At 70.2% G+C, this 17,853-nt stretch carries 13 protein-coding genes; 3 read left to right on the forward strand and 10 right to left on the reverse strand.

What is annotated here, in order from left to right:
- Positions 1-299: 299 nt before the first annotated feature.
- Positions 300-563, forward strand: a complete 264-nt coding sequence (locus BLQ49_RS11720) for an Rdx family protein (RefSeq protein ID WP_244507550.1) — start codon at positions 300-302, stop codon at positions 561-563.
- Positions 564-618: 55 nt separating this feature from the next.
- Entirely contained in the window at positions 619-2,835 is a 2,217-nt protein-coding gene (locus BLQ49_RS11725) for a sensor histidine kinase (protein ID WP_091716003.1), read from the forward strand.
- A gap of 19 nt (positions 2,836-2,854) precedes the next feature.
- Here the strand turns inward: BLQ49_RS11725 and BLQ49_RS11730 are convergent, their stop codons facing one another.
- The 10 genes from BLQ49_RS11730 to crtD all read right to left on the reverse strand — a co-directional run bounded on the left by BLQ49_RS11730 (position 2,855) and on the right by crtD (position 16,853).
- A complete protein-coding gene (locus BLQ49_RS11730) occupies positions 2,855-4,003 on the reverse strand; it encodes an ABC transporter permease (protein WP_091716005.1) in 1,149 nt (382 codons plus the stop codon).
- Complete coding sequence (locus BLQ49_RS11735; protein ID WP_091716006.1) at positions 4,000-5,016, reverse strand: ABC transporter permease; 1,017 nt, start codon at positions 5,014-5,016, stop codon at positions 4,000-4,002. Before BLQ49_RS11735 ends, BLQ49_RS11730 begins: the two co-directional genes overlap by 4 nt.
- The gene (locus tag BLQ49_RS11740) at positions 5,013-6,938 is read right to left on the reverse strand and encodes an ABC transporter substrate-binding protein (protein WP_091716008.1); all 1,926 of its coding nucleotides are present in this window, start codon (positions 6,936-6,938) and stop codon (positions 5,013-5,015) included. The genes BLQ49_RS11735 and BLQ49_RS11740 overlap by 4 nt, the downstream gene beginning before the upstream one ends.
- Before the next feature lie 173 nt (positions 6,939-7,111).
- Positions 7,112-7,981 (reverse strand): hypothetical protein, encoded by an 870-nt coding sequence (locus BLQ49_RS11745; protein WP_091716009.1) that lies wholly within the window; start codon positions 7,979-7,981, stop codon positions 7,112-7,114.
- Positions 7,978-9,819 carry an ABC transporter ATP-binding protein gene (locus BLQ49_RS11750; protein ID WP_091716011.1) on the reverse strand — a complete coding sequence of 614 codons (1,842 nt, stop codon included), beginning with the start codon at positions 9,817-9,819 and terminating at the stop codon, positions 7,978-7,980. The genes BLQ49_RS11745 and BLQ49_RS11750 overlap by 4 nt, the downstream gene beginning before the upstream one ends.
- Positions 9,816-11,777 carry a glycosyltransferase gene (locus BLQ49_RS11755; RefSeq protein WP_091716012.1) on the reverse strand — a complete coding sequence of 654 codons (1,962 nt, stop codon included), beginning with the start codon at positions 11,775-11,777 and terminating at the stop codon, positions 9,816-9,818. Before BLQ49_RS11755 ends, BLQ49_RS11750 begins: the two co-directional genes overlap by 4 nt.
- Positions 11,765-13,045 (reverse strand): glycosyltransferase, encoded by a 1,281-nt coding sequence (locus tag BLQ49_RS11760; protein ID WP_091716014.1) that lies wholly within the window; start codon positions 13,043-13,045, stop codon positions 11,765-11,767. Before BLQ49_RS11760 ends, BLQ49_RS11755 begins: the two co-directional genes overlap by 13 nt.
- A complete protein-coding gene (locus tag BLQ49_RS11765) occupies positions 13,042-14,280 on the reverse strand; it encodes a glycosyltransferase family protein (protein ID WP_091716015.1) in 1,239 nt (412 codons plus the stop codon). Before BLQ49_RS11765 ends, BLQ49_RS11760 begins: the two co-directional genes overlap by 4 nt.
- A 159-nt stretch (positions 14,281-14,439) precedes the next feature.
- On the reverse strand, positions 14,440-15,324 hold the full coding sequence (locus BLQ49_RS11770) for a carotenoid 1,2-hydratase (protein WP_091716017.1): 885 nt from the start codon (positions 15,322-15,324) through the stop codon (positions 14,440-14,442).
- Entirely contained in the window at positions 15,321-16,853 is a 1,533-nt protein-coding gene (gene crtD / locus BLQ49_RS11775) for a 1-hydroxycarotenoid 3,4-desaturase CrtD (RefSeq protein ID WP_091716020.1), read from the reverse strand. Before crtD ends, BLQ49_RS11770 begins: the two co-directional genes overlap by 4 nt.
- Before the next feature lie 109 nt (positions 16,854-16,962).
- Here crtD and BLQ49_RS11780 point away from each other — a divergent pair, with 109 nt between their 5' ends.
- Positions 16,963-17,832: a polyprenyl synthetase family protein gene (locus tag BLQ49_RS11780; RefSeq protein WP_091716022.1), complete on the forward strand. Its 870-nt coding sequence runs from the start codon at positions 16,963-16,965 to the stop codon at positions 17,830-17,832.
- Positions 17,833-17,853: the final 21 nt, after the last annotated feature.

Raw genomic sequence — 17,853 nt, forward strand, 5'->3', positions numbered from 1 at the left:
CAAATGGCCGTCCGCCGCTGGAAGCATGGCGGCCCGGTGGGGGGCCTTCTAGGGCGTGGCTGGCCCCGGCGTCAAGCGCGCTGCGTGACGTTTCAGCGGCCCGGCACAGGCCCCGGTGGCGATATGGAGTCGACGGCGAGTCTGTCCCGCGGTGGCTGATTTTGCCGTGAACGGACCGCCTCACGGTTGACAAGTCCGTCGCCCCGGTGCGCTGTGCCCCCATGCACGAGGGGCCAGCGGGCGTGAATCCCGGTAGCGACGTGACGACGGAAAGCGCAATCCCAGCGCAGCGGCCACGCGTGGCGATCACCTACTGCACGCAGTGCAACTGGCTGCTGCGATCTGCCTGGATGGCGCAGGAGCTGCTCTCGACCTTCCGCGACGATCTCGGTGAGGTCGCGCTGATTCCGGCTACAGGCGGCGCGTTCCGGATCGAGATCGGTCCGGTCCTGCTGTGGGAGCGGGTGCGCGACGGCGGCTTCCCCGACGTGAAGGCGTTGAAGCAGCGGGTGCGGGATCACCTCGACCCCGAGCGCGATCTCGGCCATATCGACCGGTCATGAGGCGAGGGAACGGCGAGGAGCCCGCGGGGCACCGCGGGCCGGGGACGGGCCCCGTTTGAGTCCGGATCATCAGGCCGAGGGCGGCGGCGTCCCGGCGGTGATCCCCGCGCGCCGATCCTGGCTGTCGCGGCGGCTTCACCGCTTTGCCGGTAACGGTTTCTCGACGCAGGTCTATCTGATCGCGCTCGTTGTGGCGCTGATCGGCCCGGGCCTCCTGTTCACCGGCATTTTGCTGATGCGCTACGCGTCGGCGGAGCGGGCCCGGTTCGAGCAGGACGCGCGGGAGAACGTGCGCGGAATCGGCCTGTCCCTAGACCGCGATACGGCCGGTCTCGTGTCGGTGCTGCAGACATTGGCCACGTCACCGCGGATCCGCCAGAGCGAATTTGAGGCCTTCGACGCGCAGGCCCGGCTGGTTCGCGAGTCGATCGACCTCGACGTTCTGCTTCGGCGGCCGAACGGTCAGGAGGTCGTGAACACCGGCGTGCCGCGGGGGGCACCGCTGCCGGTCATGGCGCTGCCCTTCGATCAGGAACTGGCGCGCGGCACCCAGCGCGCCATGGTCAGTGGCTACGTGCCGGGCCCGTCCACGGCCGAGGCGACCTATGCGGTCGGCGTGCCCGTGATGATCGACGGCGAGGTCGCCTACATTTTGAGCTTCACCGTCCCGCTGTCGCGTCTCCAGGGAATCCTGTCCCGCGAGGTCGTGCCGGGCTGGACGACGGGCATCAGCGATCGCAACGGCATCGTGCTGGCCCGCTTGCCCGACCCTGAATCGGTGATCGGCCGACCGCGTTTGGCCAGCCTGCGTCAGGTCCAATCCGCAACGCCCGGCGTTTGGGAGGGCCAGGACCGTCAGCACAAGCCGGTGGTGGTGATCGAGGCGCGCTCCCGCCTGACCGGCTGGATGGTTGCGACCAGTATCCCGCAGGTCCTCGTCGATGCGCGTGTCCGGCGCTGGGTCTGGGCCTTCACGGGCTTTGGCCTGCTGGTGCTCGCCACATCCTCGCTGCTGGCCGTCAATTTGTGGTCGCGGGTCTCGCGTCCGCTCCGATTGCTCGCGGCCTCCGGCCCGGCGCTTGCCCGGGGCGAGGCGATCCCGCGGGTGTCTTCGCCGGTCCACGAGATCCAGCGCCTCGGTGCAGTCCTGTCGGAAGCCTCGCACCGGCTGCGGACCCGGGAAGAGGAGCGGGACCGCGCGCTCGCCGACACGCGGCGCGGCCTCACGGCCTTGAGCGAGAGTGAGGCCCGTTTCCGCCACATGGCCGATTCGGCGCCGGCCTTGATCTGGATGACCGATGAAACCGGCGAGGTAAGCTTCGCAAACCTGCATTTCGAGCACATGTTCGGGATCCCGGCTGCGGACCTCGCCCATCAAGGCTGGAAGCGCATCATCCATCCGGACGAGCTCGATGCCTTTCGCGATGCATTCACGGAGGCATTCGAGGACCGCGCACCGTTCAACATCGAGGTCCGTGTCATCGACCGGGATGGCGCCGCACGCTGGCTGCGCTGCGAGGGCGTGCCGCGCCTCGACGATGATCACAACTTCCTCGGCTATACCGGCTGCAACATCGACATCACCGACGCGAAGAACGCCGAGGAGCACCTGCTGCTCCTGATCCATGAGTTGAACCACCGGGTGAAGAACACCCTGGCCACCGTGCAGTCGATCGCGGCGCAATCCCTGCGCGGCCTCGAGGGCCCTGAGGCCGACGCTGCCCGGGCCGCCTTCGAGGCGCGCCTCCTCGCCCTGGCGCGGGTTCACGACGTGCTGACCCGGGAAAGCTGGGAGGGCGCGGAACTCTCCGCTGTGGTGGCGGACGCGATCCGCCCGCTGGAATCGGGCGATGGTCGCGCTTCGCGCTTCCGGGTGGCGGGTCCCCCCCTGCGCCTGGCGCCACGGCTCGCTTTGTCCATCGCCATGGCGCTTCACGAACTCGGAACCAACGCCGTGAAGTACGGAGCCCTTTCGAAGGAGGGGGGCGTCGTCGATATCAGCTGGACGGTGCGGCGCGAGGCGGAGACACGCCTCTACCTGCGATGGTCGGAGCGCGGGGGGCCGCCGGTCAAGAAGCCGACGCGCACCGGTTTCGGCTCGCGGCTGATCGAACGCAGCCTCGCCCGGGAGCTGGCCGGCGCGGTCGCGCTGAGCTACGAGCCCTTTGGCGTCGTCTGCACCATCGAGGCGCCGGTGCCGCCGCCGGGTCTGCTCGAACGCAAAGGGGCCGCCGCGCCGACGCGCATCGCGCCGCTGCCGCTGGCGGGTTGAGGAGGCTGCCGCCTCTTCGTCATTGATACGGGTCAGCCGCGTCCCGAAGCCCATCCCCCAGGAAGTTGAACGCCAGCACCGTGACGAGCACCGGCAGCACCGGCACCAGCAGCCACGGATAGAGCTGTACCGCCGCCAGATTCTGCGCCTCGTTGAGCAGCACGCCCCAACTCGTCACCGGCGGCCTCAGGCCCAGTCCCAGGAAGGAGAGGGCGGTCTCGCCGAGGATCATGGTGGGGATCGACAGAGTCGCCGAGGCGATCAGATGGCTCATGAAATTCGGGATGAGGTGCCGACTGATCACCCGAGCCGGCGAGGCGCCCATCAGCTCGGCGGCCTGGACGAAATCCTCCTCGCGCAGGGCCAGGAGCTTGCCGCGCACTGCCCGCGCAAGGCCCGGCCAGTCGAGGAGGCCCAGGATCACCGTAATACCGAAGAAGATCAGGAGCGGGCTCCAGTTCGGCGGCAGGGCGGCCGACAGGGCGAGCCAGAGCGGCAGCTCGGGCAGGGAGCGCACGACTTCGATCAGGCGCTGTACCCCGGCATCGACGATGCCGCCGAAATAGCCGGCGATGCCGCCGAAGAAGAGACCGAGCGTGAAGGAGATCGCCACGCCCACGAGGCCGATGGTGAGCGAGATCCGCGCGCCGTAGATCAGGCGCGAAAACAGGTCGCGACCGAGCTTGTCGGTGCCGAACAGGAACAGCGTGCCGTTCTCCGGCGGGCAGACGAGGTGCAGGTCGGTATGGACCAGCCCCAGCCAGTCGTAGCCGTCGCCCCGACACAGGAAGCGTAGGGGCTGCGGGGCGGCCGTGTCGACCTTATAGTCCCGACGGAACGTGTCGAGGTCGAGATGCGCCCGGTACGGATAGACGAACGGCCCGACGAAGCGGCCGTCGTGGAACAGATGAACGCCCTGGGGCGGCGCATAGAGGAAGTCGCCGTTCCGGCGCGCCTGCCCGTAGGGCGCGAGCAGCTCCACGAACGGCACGATCGCGTAGAGCGCGAGCAGGATCACGGCCGAGGCCACGGCGAGGCGGTGGTGCAGGAATTTCCGGACGATCAGCCGCCACGCCGAAGCACTCTCCGCGCGGCCTTCAGGGCCGGAATCGGGCTCGAAGGGTGCCGGGTCGACGAAGTGGCTTTCTGCGGAGAGCGCGTCCGTCATCGCAGCCCCATGCGGATGCGCGGGTCGAGCCAGACCAGGGTCAGGTCGGAGATCAGCATCCCGACGAGCGTCAGGGCCGCGACGAACATCAGGATGAATCCCGCCATGAACTGGTCCTGGCTGCGCAGGGCCTCCAGTAGCAGCGGCCCCACAGTGGGCAGGCTCAGCACCAGCGAGACCAGCACCGACCCCGAGACCAGATGCGGCAGCAGGTTGCCGATATCGGCCACGAACGGGTTCAGCGACATCCGAAACGGATATTTCAGCAGCGCCTTCACGGGCGGCAGGCCCTTGGCGCGGGCGGTGACCGTGTAGGGCTTGGCAAGTTCGTCCAGCAGGTTGGCGCGCATCCGCCGGATCATTGCCGCCGTCCCGCCGAGGCCGATCACCAGGGTCGGGACGATCAGGTGGCCCAGCAGCGAGCGAATCTTGTCCCAGGTCCAGGGCTGATTGGTCAGCGCCGAATCGTAGAGGCCGCCGATCGACAGCCCGAACCAGCGGTTGGCGTAGAACAGCAGGATCAGCGCCAGCAGAAAGCCCGGCACCGCGAGGCCGACATAGCCCAGCAGGGTCACCACCGCGTCGCCGAACGTGTTCCGGTGCGTCGCCGAGTAGATCGCCGCCGGGATCGCCACGAGGTGGACGAACACCACCGCGGTCAGGTTGATCAGCAAGGTCAGCCACAGGGCGTCGCCGACCACGTCCGCCACCGGCTTGTCGTACTCGAACGACCAGCCCCAATCACCCTGAAGTAGGCCCGAGAAACCCACCGACCCAGGCATGACCCCGATCCACATCAGGTATTGCTGCCAGACCGGCCGGTCGAGCCCATACTGCTTGATGAGCAACTCGGCCTTCGCCACCGAGCTCGCATCACCGGTGGCGCGCAGCTCCATGATCTGGTTGGTCAGGTAGTCGCCCGGCGGCAACTTGATGATGATGAAGACGAACGCCGAGATCACCAGCAGCGTCGCCGCCATCGTGAGGATGCGGCGGAGGATGGCGGCGATCACCGGGCCTCCACGCGCTTGTCGGCGCTGTTGTCCCAGAACAGTTCGTCGAGGCGCTGCACGCCGATCAGCGCGGTGGGATCCCAAGAGTAGAGGGCGCGCTTCGGCAGGTTGACGAGGCGATCGGCGCCGACCACGGGCTGGAGCGCTCCCGCCACCGTGCCAATCACCCAGGTGTTGCGCGCGTGGTTCATCAGCATCTCGCGCCAGATCGCCGCCTGCTTGGCTGCATCGTCGGTGTCGCGCCATTGCCGGTCGAGCGCGATGAGGCGCTGGACCTCCGGGACATCGCAGGGTTCCCCGCTCTTGCCGCGACTCTCGACGTTCATGCTCCAGAGCGGCCAAGAATAGTGCTCGGGCTGCGCCGGGCTCAGCTCGGTCGGCGGCATGATCGCGGTCGGCACCGCGAGATCGAGCCCCTGGGCCGCGACCATCACGGTCATGCCGGCGATCGAGCGCCGGTGCAGGTTGGTGCGCTCCTGCGGCTTGGTGATCAGGCGGATACCGACTTCGCGCCAGAACTCGGTGATGAGCAGCAGCGCGTCGAGCACCATCTCGGCCTCGCCGTCGCTCTCGACGACGATCTCCAGGGCACGCCCGCCGGGGAGCAGCCGCGTTCCGGAGCCGTCGCGGTCGGTCAGGCCCATGGCGTCCAGCAGTTTCGAGGCCCCGGCCGGATCGTAGCCGGCGTTGAGGGTCCGCATCTCCGGCTCGAAGAGCGGGCTGTCGGACACGATCGTGTCGTTGCCCTCGGTGCCGAGCCCGAACAGCAGCGTGTTGTTCAGCGTCCGGCGATCGATCGCGAGCGAGAGGGCGTGGCGGTAGCGCACATCCCGGTTGAGCTGGCGCCAGACCGGATCCGAAGTCGTCAGGTTCGGATAGAGGGCGAATTCCGAGCCGCGCGCCACCGGCCACAGGTTGGTGCGGTAGTGATGGGTCGCCTCGCCCTCCTTGAGGCTTGGGATGTCGGGCATCGACAGGCCGCGGAACATCAGGTCGGCCTCGCCGGCATTGGTCTTGGCGACCAGCAGACCCTGCGAGGCCACGTCCATTACGATCGTGTCGACATAAGGCAGCTGCGTGCCCGCCGTGTCGACCCGGTGATAGCTCCGGTTGCGCTCGAACCGGAACCGGCTGGCCGGCGAGCGGGTCCGCGGCACCCAGCCCTGAAGGGTCGGGCAATCCGGGTTGTTGAGCTCGTAATTGTCGTCCATGCGGTTGTGGAGTGCCGCCCAGCTGCGGAGCTTCAGCGCCTTGGCCTTCGCGTCGGCCGCCTCCTTGCCGATGTAGCGGGCATGGACCGGCTTGAGGTAATGCGATGGCCGATAGATCAGCGGGTCCCGCGGGGCGGCCAGGGCGGGCAGGAACAGCGGGTTCGGCTGGTCCCAGCTGTAGCGGATCGTGACCGGATCCAGCACCTCGACCTGGGGCAGCTTGCCGTCGATCCGGAAGAACGCCGGCGGCCCGTCCGGGCTCAGCGCCTTCTCGTTGGCGACATCTTCCCAGTAATAGCGGAAATCCTCGGTGGTGAACGGATGCCCGTCCGACCAGCGATGGCCCTTGCGGAGCGTAAAGGTGAAGCGGCCGCCCTCCACATCGACGCGCTCCAGCACGTCCGGCCGCAGGTTGAGGTCGGCATCGTAGCCGACGAGGCGGGTGTAGCCGTAGACCGAGAGGTAGCGGACGTCCCGCGCTTTGGCGATCAGGGTCCGGATCGTGCCGCCGGCGGTGCCGAGCCGGCGGTTATGGGCGGCGAGATCGACCACGAGAGGCGTGGTCGGCGGGGCAGGGGCTTCCGGCGGTGGCGTATCCGCGCGGGCCATCGGCGGTGAGCGCGACCAGACAAGAGTTGCGCCGAGCCCGGCGAGGAGGGCACGGCGGGAGACACCGCTCTCCCTCCCCCCTCCGCGATCGGATTCACACATCTCAGACGGACGCCAACGGCTTGAGAAACAAGCGCGTTTCCCCTTCCCCTTGTGGGGAGGGGCCAGGGGTGGGGGCGGCTCAGGATTGAGCGCTGCGGTGCCTTCTGCACCACCCCCACCTCCACCTCCTCCCCACAAGGGGGAGGAGAGTGAGGCGCGGCGGTCCGAAGCGTTCATGACCCGCCCCGCAACGTCACCGAAGTCAGCCGCGCAGGCGAATACCCTGTCGCCCGATGCAGATCATCGAAAGCATGAGACCGCGCGATCAAACCCGCTGCCTGCTGCACCAGCGCGTCGTCGGCCGGCTGCTCGAAGTGGCGCCCGTTGCGGGTCCAGCGGATCGGTTCCGGGCTGCGCTCGGGACCGGTGATCATCGCGATGGTCGGGTGCGCGGGTCCGCCATGGGCGTGGATCCGGTGGCCGGCCGCGTCGTCGTCGAACAGCAGGCGGGTCAGGCCGCGGGCGTGCGCCTCCACCACGCGGCGACCCTGCGCTACGTGATCGTCGAAGAACGCCAAGGTGGCTGCCGGATCGAGCATCGACCAATCCGCTGTCGACCAGTCGGCGGCGCTGTAGCGAGCCTGTCGGTCGCGGTACTGCAGCCCCGACAGGTCGGGGTCGTGGCAGAAGATTCGCGCGTCGGGGCAAGCCTGTCGAATCACCCAAGTGGTCAGGCCGCGGAACACGCCAGATTCGATCACGAAGCGCGGCTTCAGCACCCGCATTGCCACGTAGAGCTGCAGCGCCCCGTTGAACCCGCTGCCGCCCCGCCGCTGCCGCACCGGGGCGGTCGGGATCAGCGACCAGAAGGTTCGGACCTGATCGAGGACAGTGCCGTCCGGCGTCAGCCCGGCCGCCACAAGGTCGCGTTCCAGGATCGCGGCGGCAGATGCCAACAGGGTCTGGACCTCGCGCGGGGAGGTCGGCCGGTGGCTCCAGTCGGGGGCGGCCGGGACGAGGTCGTAACCCAGCCGGTCGAACAGCGGCCCGAGCACCTTCCGGCGCAGGCGTTCCATCACGACCGGGGGACGCATCTGGCTCATGCGGCCACCGCTTCGGTCGCGCCGCCGAACCGCACTCGGTGTCCGGCCTCGATGGCGCGCATCGTCCCGGCCTCGTCGGGCTCCAGCCGATAGGGTGCCTCCCAGCGCGTCGGGTCGTTAAGGTCGGACGCCACGGCCGCGAAGTCGAGCGGGTGGTCCAGGCTTGGATCAGGTACCGCGGCGAGCAACGCCCGCGTATAGGGGTGGACCGGCCTGCGGAACAGGGCGGCCCGGGGGGCCTCCTCGACGATTCGGCCCCGGCACATCACGCTGATCGTATCCGCCATATAGTCGATCACCGCCAGGTTGTGAGACACGATGAGATAGGAGAGCCCCAAGGCCGCCTGAAGATCTTTGAGCAGGTTCAGGATCTGCGCCTGGACCGACACGTCCAGGGCAGAGACGGGCTCGTCGAGAACGAGGAGGCGCGGCTCCACCGCGAGCGCGCGGGCGATCCCGATGCGCTGCCGCTGGCCACCCGAGAAGGCGTGCGGATAGCGGCCGAGACCGCTCGCCTCCAGGCCGACCATGGCCATCAGGGCGCGGCAACGCTCCTTGCGCTCCGCAGCCGGGACGCCGTGGATCTCCATCGGCTCGCAGAGGATCTGGCGCACCGTCATGCGCGGATCGAGGGAGGCGTAGGGATCCTGGAACACGAACTGCACCGAGCGCCGATAGGCGAACAGGGCGTCGCCGCTCAAGGTGTGGACGTCGCGCGGGCCGCGGCCATCGTCGAACAGGATTCGGCCCGCATCGGGCTCAAGCGCCCGCATGATCATCTTCGAGACTGTGGTCTTGCCCGAGCCCGACTCGCCGACGAGCCCCAGCGTCTGCCCCGCCGCGAGGCTGAGCGACACGTCGGAGACGGCGTGGACCAGCCGCGGCTTCTGCCAGATCCGCCCAGCGCGCAGCGTGAAGGTCTTGCTCACCCCCTCGACCTGAAGGATCGGCCCCGCCAGCGGCTTGTGCTCCTGAACCGGTGGGATCTCGGCCCTGGCCGGGCGGATCGGGGTCAGGCGTTCGCCCGGCGCCATGTCGAACCGGGGAACCGCGTGGAGCAGCGCCCGAAGATAGGCGTGGCCGGGCGCGCGCATCACTGCCTCGCGCGGGCCGGACTCTACCAGGCGCCCGCGGTAGAGCACAGCGACGTCATGCGCCACGTTGGCGACCACCCCGAGATCGTGGGTGATGAGCAGGATCGCCATCCCGGTCTCCTCCTGGAGCCGGGTGAGCAGGGCTAGGATCTGCGCCTGGGTGGTCACGTCGAGCGCCGTGGTCGGCTCGTCGGCCACCAGCAGCGCCGGCTTCAGGATCAGCGCCATGGCGATCATCGCACGCTGGCGCAGGCCGCCCGACAATTCGAACGGGTACGTCCGCAGGGCGCGCTTCGGATCCGGAAAACCGACGCGGGCCAGCGCGTCCTGCGTGCGGGCATCCGATTCCCGCCGGTCGGCGCCGGTGTGGATACGCAGCGCCTCGCCGATCTGATCGCCGATCGTGTGGAGCGGCGAGAGGCAGGTCATCGGCTCCTGGAAGATCATCGCGATGCGCTGGCCGCGGATCGCCCGCATCGCTGAGCCCTCGGCGGGGAGCCGCGCAATATCGGTCTCCCCGGTGCCGTCGCGGAACAGGATCCGTCCGCGGGTGATGGTGGCGGAGGTTGGGAGGAGCCGGAGGATTGCCTGGGCGGTCACCGATTTGCCCGAACCCGACTCGCCGACGAGCGCCAGGGTGCGCCCCCGGAGCACGTCGAGGGAAAGGCCGTGCAGCGCCTCGAACGGCGTCGCGTCCGTACGGAAGGATACCGCGAGATCTTCAATGGACAGAAGTGCGCTCAACCAGTCCTCGCGATCCCTCTGTCCCGATGATGGGGCGCCGCACAGCGTGTGTCCATTGCGGCATCGTCGAAGACCTGACGCGGATGCACCACCTGAACCGCCGGATGTTTGAGGAGAACGGCGATCAGGTCTTCGACGAAGTCCCAGATCGCCGCGTCGTGGACCAGATGGTGGGTCAACAGACAGATTGGCCGTTCCGGGACCCGGGCGATGTCGTCGGCGAGGGCGCTGAGCAGCGCCCCGGGTTCGCGCAACGAGCGGGAACCGCGCCAATCGATCGGGTCGAGCGTGGCGTCGAGGCGGCGCAAGCCTGGAATCGGCGGCCCGGGAATGGCGGACAGGCCGCGATAGCCCAGATCCGGAAGCGCACCGGCAAGATTCGCTGCAAGGCGATTCCACGGTGGGACGAAGACCGGAAGCAGATTGCGAGCCGGAACGCGGTCCCGGGCGATCCGCAGGCCAGCAGCGGCGTCGGCAACGAGGGCGTCGAACGCCCGGTCGCTGCCGAACTCCGCGGGCTTTGCGCTGGCGGGAGCGTGGTTGTGGTGCGCGAGGCCGTGGATCGCGACGCTGACCCCCGATGCCGTCGCGAGCCGCCGCCCCAGCGCGGGCTCGATGCCCGCCGGGATGGCGGCCAGTAAGATCGGCGCGCCGTGCGCCTCCGCCAGCCCGATCAGACGGTCGAGTTGCGGGGTTACCGTCACGACGTCGTCGTCACGCCACAGGAAGACCAGGGACTGGCCGCGCTCTGCGGCCAGATCGAGGGCGCCGAGCAGGGCTCGCCGGCCCGGGCTCACCGCGTTTAGAGGGCTCCGAGGGCGGATCTTTCCGCGTCGGCAGGCCTTGAGAGCCTCGACGATTTCCACCGAGCGCCGGGCGCCGCCCAGGTCGATCCCGTGAGATCCGGGGGGCGGCGCTGCCTGCTGCGCGTCCACCGCCTGCAGCAACGTGACGGCGGTCAGATTCGCCTCCGGGAGGACCCGGGCTAGACCGCGTGCAGCGAGGCGCTCGGCGCGCAGCCTCTGCTCGGTTTCGCCGCCGGCCTCGAAAGGAACCACCACGGCGGGCGTTCCACCAGCGAGCAGATCCGTGGCGGTGTTGTAGCCGCACTGACTCACCGAGACTGTGGACCCGGCGAGGAGGGTGCGGTAGTCGGCTCGAGTCCGGCCAAGGACACTCCCCGGCAGGCCTTGGGCCATCTCGGCGAATGCGGCCTCCGGCACGCCATGGCCGGCCAGGATCCGCCAGCCCAGGTCCGGTCGCTGGCGGGCCGCCTCGACCGCCGCGCCTAGGAGGAGCAGGCCGGCCGGCCCCGATCCGGCGGCGACCAGCACACCAGCCCGCGCCGTGGCAGCGCCAGGATGCGTCCCCTCGTCGACGTAGCCCGTATAGCGAAGCTTGCCCGTCGTGACCGCATCGAGCGGCCAGGAGGCGTCGAGAGGCACGAGCGATGGGTCCCCGTGGACCAGCACAGCGTCGTAGAAGGTCGCGATTCGGGCATGGGCCTGCGCGATCCGCTCCAGCCGGTTCGAAGCGACCAGAATGTCACGCACGGAGGCGAGAATCAGCGGGCGCGGCACCCGGGCGTTCGCGGCTTCGACGAGGGCCATGAACTCCGCCGCCAGCGCCCGGCGACCGAAGGGGAACAGCTCGGTCAGCACGGCATCCGGCGCGAATCCCTCGAATGCGTCGAGCATCACGGTGCGGCGCCGCATCAGCCAATCCGCATCCGCCGGCTCCCCGTCCGGCCGGAGCAGCGTGGCGAACGCCGTGCCGACGATGTGCACCGGCGGCAACTGCACGAGCCGCACGGAATCGAGCCGCACCAGGGGGGCCGGCACGCCGCCGGAGATCAGCATCACCTCATGGCCGGCCGCCGCGAAGGCCCGGGCCAGGGCCGCGGCGCGGGTCAGATGCCCGGCACCGAGCAGGTGCGTGACGGCGATCAGGACACGCACGGTGAGACCTCCGGCGCGGAACCGATCGCGGCTGCGCCGAGTCCGGCCGAAACCCGCAGCCGACCGGCAATCAGCGACACCGCGGCCTCCTCCGAGAAGTCTTTCACGAGCCGGGCACGGGCCGCGGCACCGAGGCGGCGTCTCCGGTCCGGATCTCCCGCCATACCGATCAGGGCCGCCGCCAGGGCCGCCGGATCGCCCGGCTGGACCAGAACGCCGTGAACGCCATCGGAAATGAATTCCGGCGTGCCGCCGAACGCCGTCGCGAGGATTGGCAGGGCTTGGCTCGCAGCCTCCATCAGGACGTTCGGCAAGCCGTCGCGGTCGCCGCCGGGGCCGGGCTTGGTCGGCAGCACGAACAGGTCGGCCTCGCGCATGGCCGCGATCACCGCCGGCTGCGCCAGGGCACCCTGAAACGTGACCCGCCCCGCGAGACCGCACTCGCGGACCCGCGCTTCCAGGGCGCCGCACAGTTCGCCGCCGCCGATCAGAGCGAGCCGCCAATGGAGGGTGGTGGGGAGGCCGGCAAGGGCATCGATCAGGTCGTCATGCCCTTTCTTGGCCACGAGACGCCCCACGCAGAGGAGCCGCAACGGCGCCGCGGGGTCGGTGCCGTCACGTGGGTCGTTTCGGCTGGGCGCTTCGGGGAAGCGGCCGAGATCGAGCCCGTGATAGGCGAGCAGCGTCCGCCCCTGAGCCAGTTCATCAAGACGCCTCTGGCCGTCGCGGGTGCAGGTCACCCCCCAGCGGGCGTCGCGCAATTTCTCGGCCAGTTCCCAATCCGGCGTCGTCCAGATGTCCTTGGCGTGGGCGGAAAAGCTCCAGCCGCGCCCCGTCAGCAGGGCGGCATAGCGGGCCACGCTGGCGGGCGTGTGGAGGAAATGCACATGGATATGCGCGCTCTCGGCGGGCAGCTCGCGAGCTAGCACCAAAGCTTGGCCCAGCCGGCGCAGGCGCGAGGCCGTGGGGTCACGGACAAAATCGCGGGCGAACAGCGCCAGAAGCGCGGGCAGGCGTGGCCGCCGCAACGCGGCAAGGGCGCCCCGCATCACGCGCAGCGGCGCATTGTGTAGATACTCGGGAAGGTAGGCGACCGGCGCGCGGATCGCCTTGTGCATCGGGTGGTGGAACCGGTCCGTCGGGCGGCGAAGCGACCAGATCTCCAACCGCAGCCCGCGCCGCTCCAGGGCCAGGATTTCCTGGGCGATGAAGGTCTCGGACAGCCGCGGATAACCCTTCAGGACCACGGCAATCCGTCGCTCGCTCACGAGCAGGCCCGCACGCGCTGGTCCCCGAGGCCGGAACCAGCCAGCGCTCGGACCCGACGGGCGACGGCTTCAAGCCCGCCGAGCAGGCCCGGAACCAGCACACGCGAGGGCTCGGTCTGCTCCGGCAGCGCCCGCAGGGCCGCCGCCATGCGCTCCGGTTCCCGACCGTCTTCCTCCATCAGCACCCGGACGAGACCCAGGCTCTCCGCCGCCAGGGCGCGGATCGCCTGTTCCCGGCGCGGCTCGGTGCGCGGCACGAGGATCGCCCGGCGGTCAAAGGACAGGATCTCGCAGAAGGTGTTGTAGCCCCCCATGGCGACGACGCCGGCCGCCTTGCTCATCAGGAACTCGATCTCGCTGTCGAAGGTGATGGCGGAGACCCGCCCGGCCAGCGCGCGGATGCGTGCGTCGAACCCGGCGCGGGCCGCGTCGTCGAGGAACGGCCCGAAGGCGACCAGCGCGGGCAGCGGGATGCCGGGATCGGCCTCGTAGGCGGCGAGGACCCAATCGATCAGCGCCGCACCGTCCCCGCCGCCACCCGCAGTGACGAGGATGAACGGGCCCTTCGCCATGGCGGGCTCCTCGCGCCCGGGCCGGCGCTCGGGCAGATCGCGGCGGAGATAGCCCGTGAAAGTCAGCCGCTCGGCGATGCGGGCGGCGGTCTCGGGATCCATGGGCAGCGCCGCCAGCGGCTCGTGGATGCGGCTCAAGCCGTAGACCCAGATCTCGTCGTAGAAGCGCGCCATCGTCTCGACCGCGCCCTTGCGCTCCCATTCGGGGACGAGGCGGTCCGCCTCGTCGAGCACGTCGCGCAGGCCTAGCACCAGCCGGATCCCCCGCTCAGCCGCCCAGGCGAGGGTCGACAGCAATTCCCCGTGGAAGCCAGCCGGCTCCTTGTCGACGACGATCATGTCTGGCGCGAAGGCCGCGCAGGTGCGCGCGATGATGTCGGTCCGCAGCGCCACCGTCCGGTCGAGGGGCACCGCGGCGTCGCGACTGCCATACCCCCCGTCGAGGAATTTCACGACCGGCGGCAGCCGGACCGTCCGCACCCCAGGCGCGAAGGCGAAGTGGTCGATCACCGGCGATCCGGACACGATCACTGCCCGGGCCCAGCCGTCACCCGACACGATCGCGTTGGCGATAGCTCGCGAGCGGCGCAGATGGCCGAGCCCGAAAGTGTCGTGGCTGTAGATGAGAACGCGTGGGCCGGATGACGCCTCGTCCTCTCGCATTCCGGTGACCGCCTCAGTTGAAGGCGCGAGGATCGCAGCCGACGCCCTCTCGCACAAGCGGGGCCGCACGGTAAACAGCACCAACGAGCGGGTGGCAGCGATCCCGTTGCATCCGTGCGACGGGTTTCGTCCGCGAGATAACCTTCGCGGCGCGCGCCGTTACCTGTGCGCGGCCGAATCAACCGGTCGAACCGGCGGCCTCGGCATGCGGAATGGCAGCATCAACTGAACCAATGGGTTTCGGAACCGGTCGAGCGACAGGCTCTCGTGCATCGCGCGCACCGGCTCGCCGCAGAGCGTCGAGGCGAGGAGCGAGCGGGCATAGAACGGCGTGTTCTCGTAGGTGGTGAGGACGCGGGCGCGGCCGTCGTCGCTTCTGGTCTCGCGGGGCATCCGCCAGAGGCGCGTCGCCGGCAGGGCGGCGGCCGTGGGCGGGCGGATCTCGCGGCGGCTGCCGTCCCGGTTGAAGCGCAGCGACAGGTTCTGGCCGCCACCGTCCCGGTGCTGCACGTCGTACAGGATCGCGGCGCCGTCCGGCAGGTCGGCCCGGCACCACGTCCAGCGGGTGAACGCGTCCGCGAGGGCCTCGTCGCCGTCATTGGTGTCGAAATAGGCGCTCCCGTTCCAGCGCAGGCCCGGCTGATCGAACGCGACCTCCACGCGCGAGGACGGCGCCATCGGCCACCAGCGGTGGCGCCCGGCGCGGTCGAGGTGGAACGGGCCTGCCGTGAAACCCGGCGGTTCCAGCCGGACCACGCCGCGCAGCCGATGGGGCAGGGGGGACCCGCGCTCGTCGATCCGGATGGTCAGCGCCGTGCCGTCCCAGTGCATCGCGCTCGGCCCGATGGCGATGTAATCGGCGTCGCGCGACAGGCTGTCGGCGCGGCGCTCCGTCATGGCGAAGCGGCTGCGTGCGCCGTAGAGCACGACGTTCATCGCGCAGTGGGCGAACGGGTCCCGCTCCGCGCTCCAGGCATAGTAGGGCGAGAAGACGCTGCCGATGAACGCGATGATGGTCAGGCCCTGCCGGCCGTCATCGCTCACCGCATCGACGTACCACCACGCGTAGCCGCCCTGCGCGACCGGGCCGTCGAAGCGCGGTCGTCCAAAATCGCCGCCGCCGCCAGCCGGCCGGACTGTGCCGCCATCGGCACGCCCGGCCCCGGATGGACCGAGCCCCCCGCCAGATAGAGGCCCGGCACCGCCGTCCGCGCGCCGGCCCGCTTGAACGTCGCCGCCCAGCCCTGCGCCGCCCGCCCGTAGAGCGCGCCCCCCGTCCCCGGGAACAGGGCCTCGAAATCCTGGGGCGTCGTCGTCACGGGCGCCGCCATATCCAGGGTCAGCCCGCAGGCCTCCAGCCGGCGCAGCAGGTTCCTCGCGCATGTCTCGATCTCCGGCGGATTGGACGGGTGGTCCCGGCCATCCGCCGGGGCATTGACGAGGAGGAGCAGGCGCTCGGGTCCGGCCGGCGCGCTGTCGGTCTCCGTCCGGTCCTGCGCGCAGACGTAGACGGTCGGGTCATCGGGCAGGCGGCGCCGGCGCAGGATGGTGTCGAACTCGGCCCGGTAGTCCCGCGAGAAGAACACCGTGTGGTGCGCCAGGGGGAAGCCCCGGGGCTCCGCGACCGTGCAGAGCGTCACGGCAGAGAGCGAGCGCTCGGCCGGCGCCAGCCGCTCGCCAGCCGGGATCGCGTCGGGGCCGAGAAGCCCGGCGCCGAGTGCAGCGCAGTCGGCGTTGCAGACGACGATATCCGCATTGATGCGCTCGCCGCCGGCCAGGACGACACCGCCGACCCGGCCGCCCTCGACGACGATCCGTTCCACATGCGCGCCGTAGCGGAACACGGCCCCCCGCTCCGCGGCAAGATCCGCCACGGATCGGGCCAGGGCGCTCAGGCCCCCCGCCACGGTCCAGACGCCCGCCTGCTCCACGTGAGCGACCAGCATCAGGGTCGCCGGCGCGCTAAAGGGCGAGGCGCCGCAATAGGTCGCATAGCGGCCGAACAGCTGCAGCAGCCGCGGATCGCGGAAGAACGTGCCGAGCGCCGCCCACAGCGTGGCAAAGGGCTGGATCCGCCAGAGATCGCCGAGGCCCGAGATTCCCACCCGCTTTGCGAGGCCGGCCGGATTGGTCCGCCCGTCGCGGATGAAGGGGCCTTCGAGGGTGCGGTAGACCTCTGCCGACCGGGCGCAGAAGCGCCGATAGCCCTCGGCCTCCCGGGCGCCCGCGAAGGCCGCAATGGCCGAGGCTGAAGCCTCGATATCGGCGAATAGGTCCAGGCGTTCGTCGCGGCTCCAGGCGTGCCGGGCGAGGAGACTCGCGGGGCTGAGCGCCACCCGGTCCTCGAGCCGGTCGCCGCACTCGGCGAACAGCTCCTCGAACACCCAGCGCATAGTGAAGACGGTCGGCCCCGCCTCGACGGCTTGGCCCGCGACGGGAACGCTGCGCATCTTGCCGCCCGGCCTCGCGGCGCGTTCCAGAACGGTGACGTCGAGCCCCGCCTGCGAGAGCCTGAGCGCAGCGGCCAAGCCCCCGATCCCGGCCCCGATCACGACGACGCGTTCCTGCGCCACGCTCGCCCCGCTTCCAGCCCTCAGAACGGGATTGATCTCCCGCTCTGGCAGTGTCAATAAGAAATGACACCTGAAGCTGACAAGCCATAGTGACATGGGAGGCAGCGCGATGGAGTCGGGTCGGCGTATCGAGATGGCGCTGGATCGCGCCGTGGCGCACGCGGAGGCCCCGGGGGCGCCGCCGCTCCTCGCGGACGCCCTGCGCTACGCAGTGTTTCCGGGTGGCCACCGGATCCGCCCGCGCCTCTGCCTCTCCGTGGCGCTGGCCTGCGGCGACGACGATCCCGCTGGGTCCACGGCCGCAGCGGCGGCCATCGAGCTGCTGCACTGCGCCTCGCTCGTCCACGACGATCTCCCATGCTTCGACGATGCGCCGATGCGCCGACAGAAGCCCTCGGTCCACGTAGCCTTCGGAGAGCCCGTCGCGGTTCTGACGGGCGACGCCTTGATCGTGCTCGCCTTCGAAACGCTGGCCCGTGCGGCGGGTCCCTATCCGGGGCGGCTCGGCCGGCTCGTCGGCCTCCTCGGACGGGCCGCGGGTTCGCCCTCCGGCATCGCGGCGGGGCAGGCCTGGGAATCGGAGGCGCATATCAGCCTCAGCGACTACCAGCAGGCCAAGACGGGTGCGCTGTTCGCCGCCGCCACGGTGGCGGGCGCCGCGGCGGCAGGCGCCGAGGCGGAGCCCTGGCGCAGGCTCGGCGAGTGCCTGGGCGAGGCCTACCAAGTGGCCGACGACCTGCGCGACGTGGCCTGCCGCCAGGAGGAGATCGGCAAGCCGGCCGGGCGCGATGCCACGCTCGGGCGCCCGAACGCAGCGGCTTTGCTCGGCACGGGCGGCGCGCTGGAGCGCCTGTCGCGGCTCACCCGCGAGGCCGTGGCGGCGATCCCGGATTGTCCGGGTGCCGCGACCCTCACCGCCGAGATCGAGGCGCAGGCGCGGCTGTTCCTGCCCGCGAGCCTGCGGGCGGTGGTGGCCTGAGCGCCGGGTCCCTGCCTGATG

Source organism: Methylobacterium phyllostachyos (genome assembly GCF_900103445.1).
GTDB classification, from domain to species: Bacteria; Pseudomonadota; Alphaproteobacteria; order Rhizobiales; family Beijerinckiaceae; genus Methylobacterium; species Methylobacterium phyllostachyos.

Bases quoted from the DNA above. Each gene is read 5' to 3' on its own strand.
- BLQ49_RS11730 (WP_091716005.1), bottom strand. From the start codon at position 4,003: ATGACGGACGCGCTCTCCGCAGAAAGCCACTTCGTCGACCCGGCACCC.
- BLQ49_RS11740 (WP_091716008.1), bottom strand. From the start codon at position 6,938: ATGTGTGAATCCGATCGCGGAGGGGGGAGGGAGAGCGGTGTCTCCCGC.
- BLQ49_RS11745 (WP_091716009.1), bottom strand. From the start codon at position 7,981: ATGAGCCAGATGCGTCCCCCGGTCGTGATGGAACGCCTGCGCCGGAAG.
- BLQ49_RS11765 (WP_091716015.1), bottom strand. From the start codon at position 14,280: ATGCGAGAGGACGAGGCGTCATCCGGCCCACGCGTTCTCATCTACAGC.
- BLQ49_RS11780 (WP_091716022.1), top strand. From the start codon at position 16,963: ATGGAGTCGGGTCGGCGTATCGAGATGGCGCTGGATCGCGCCGTGGCG.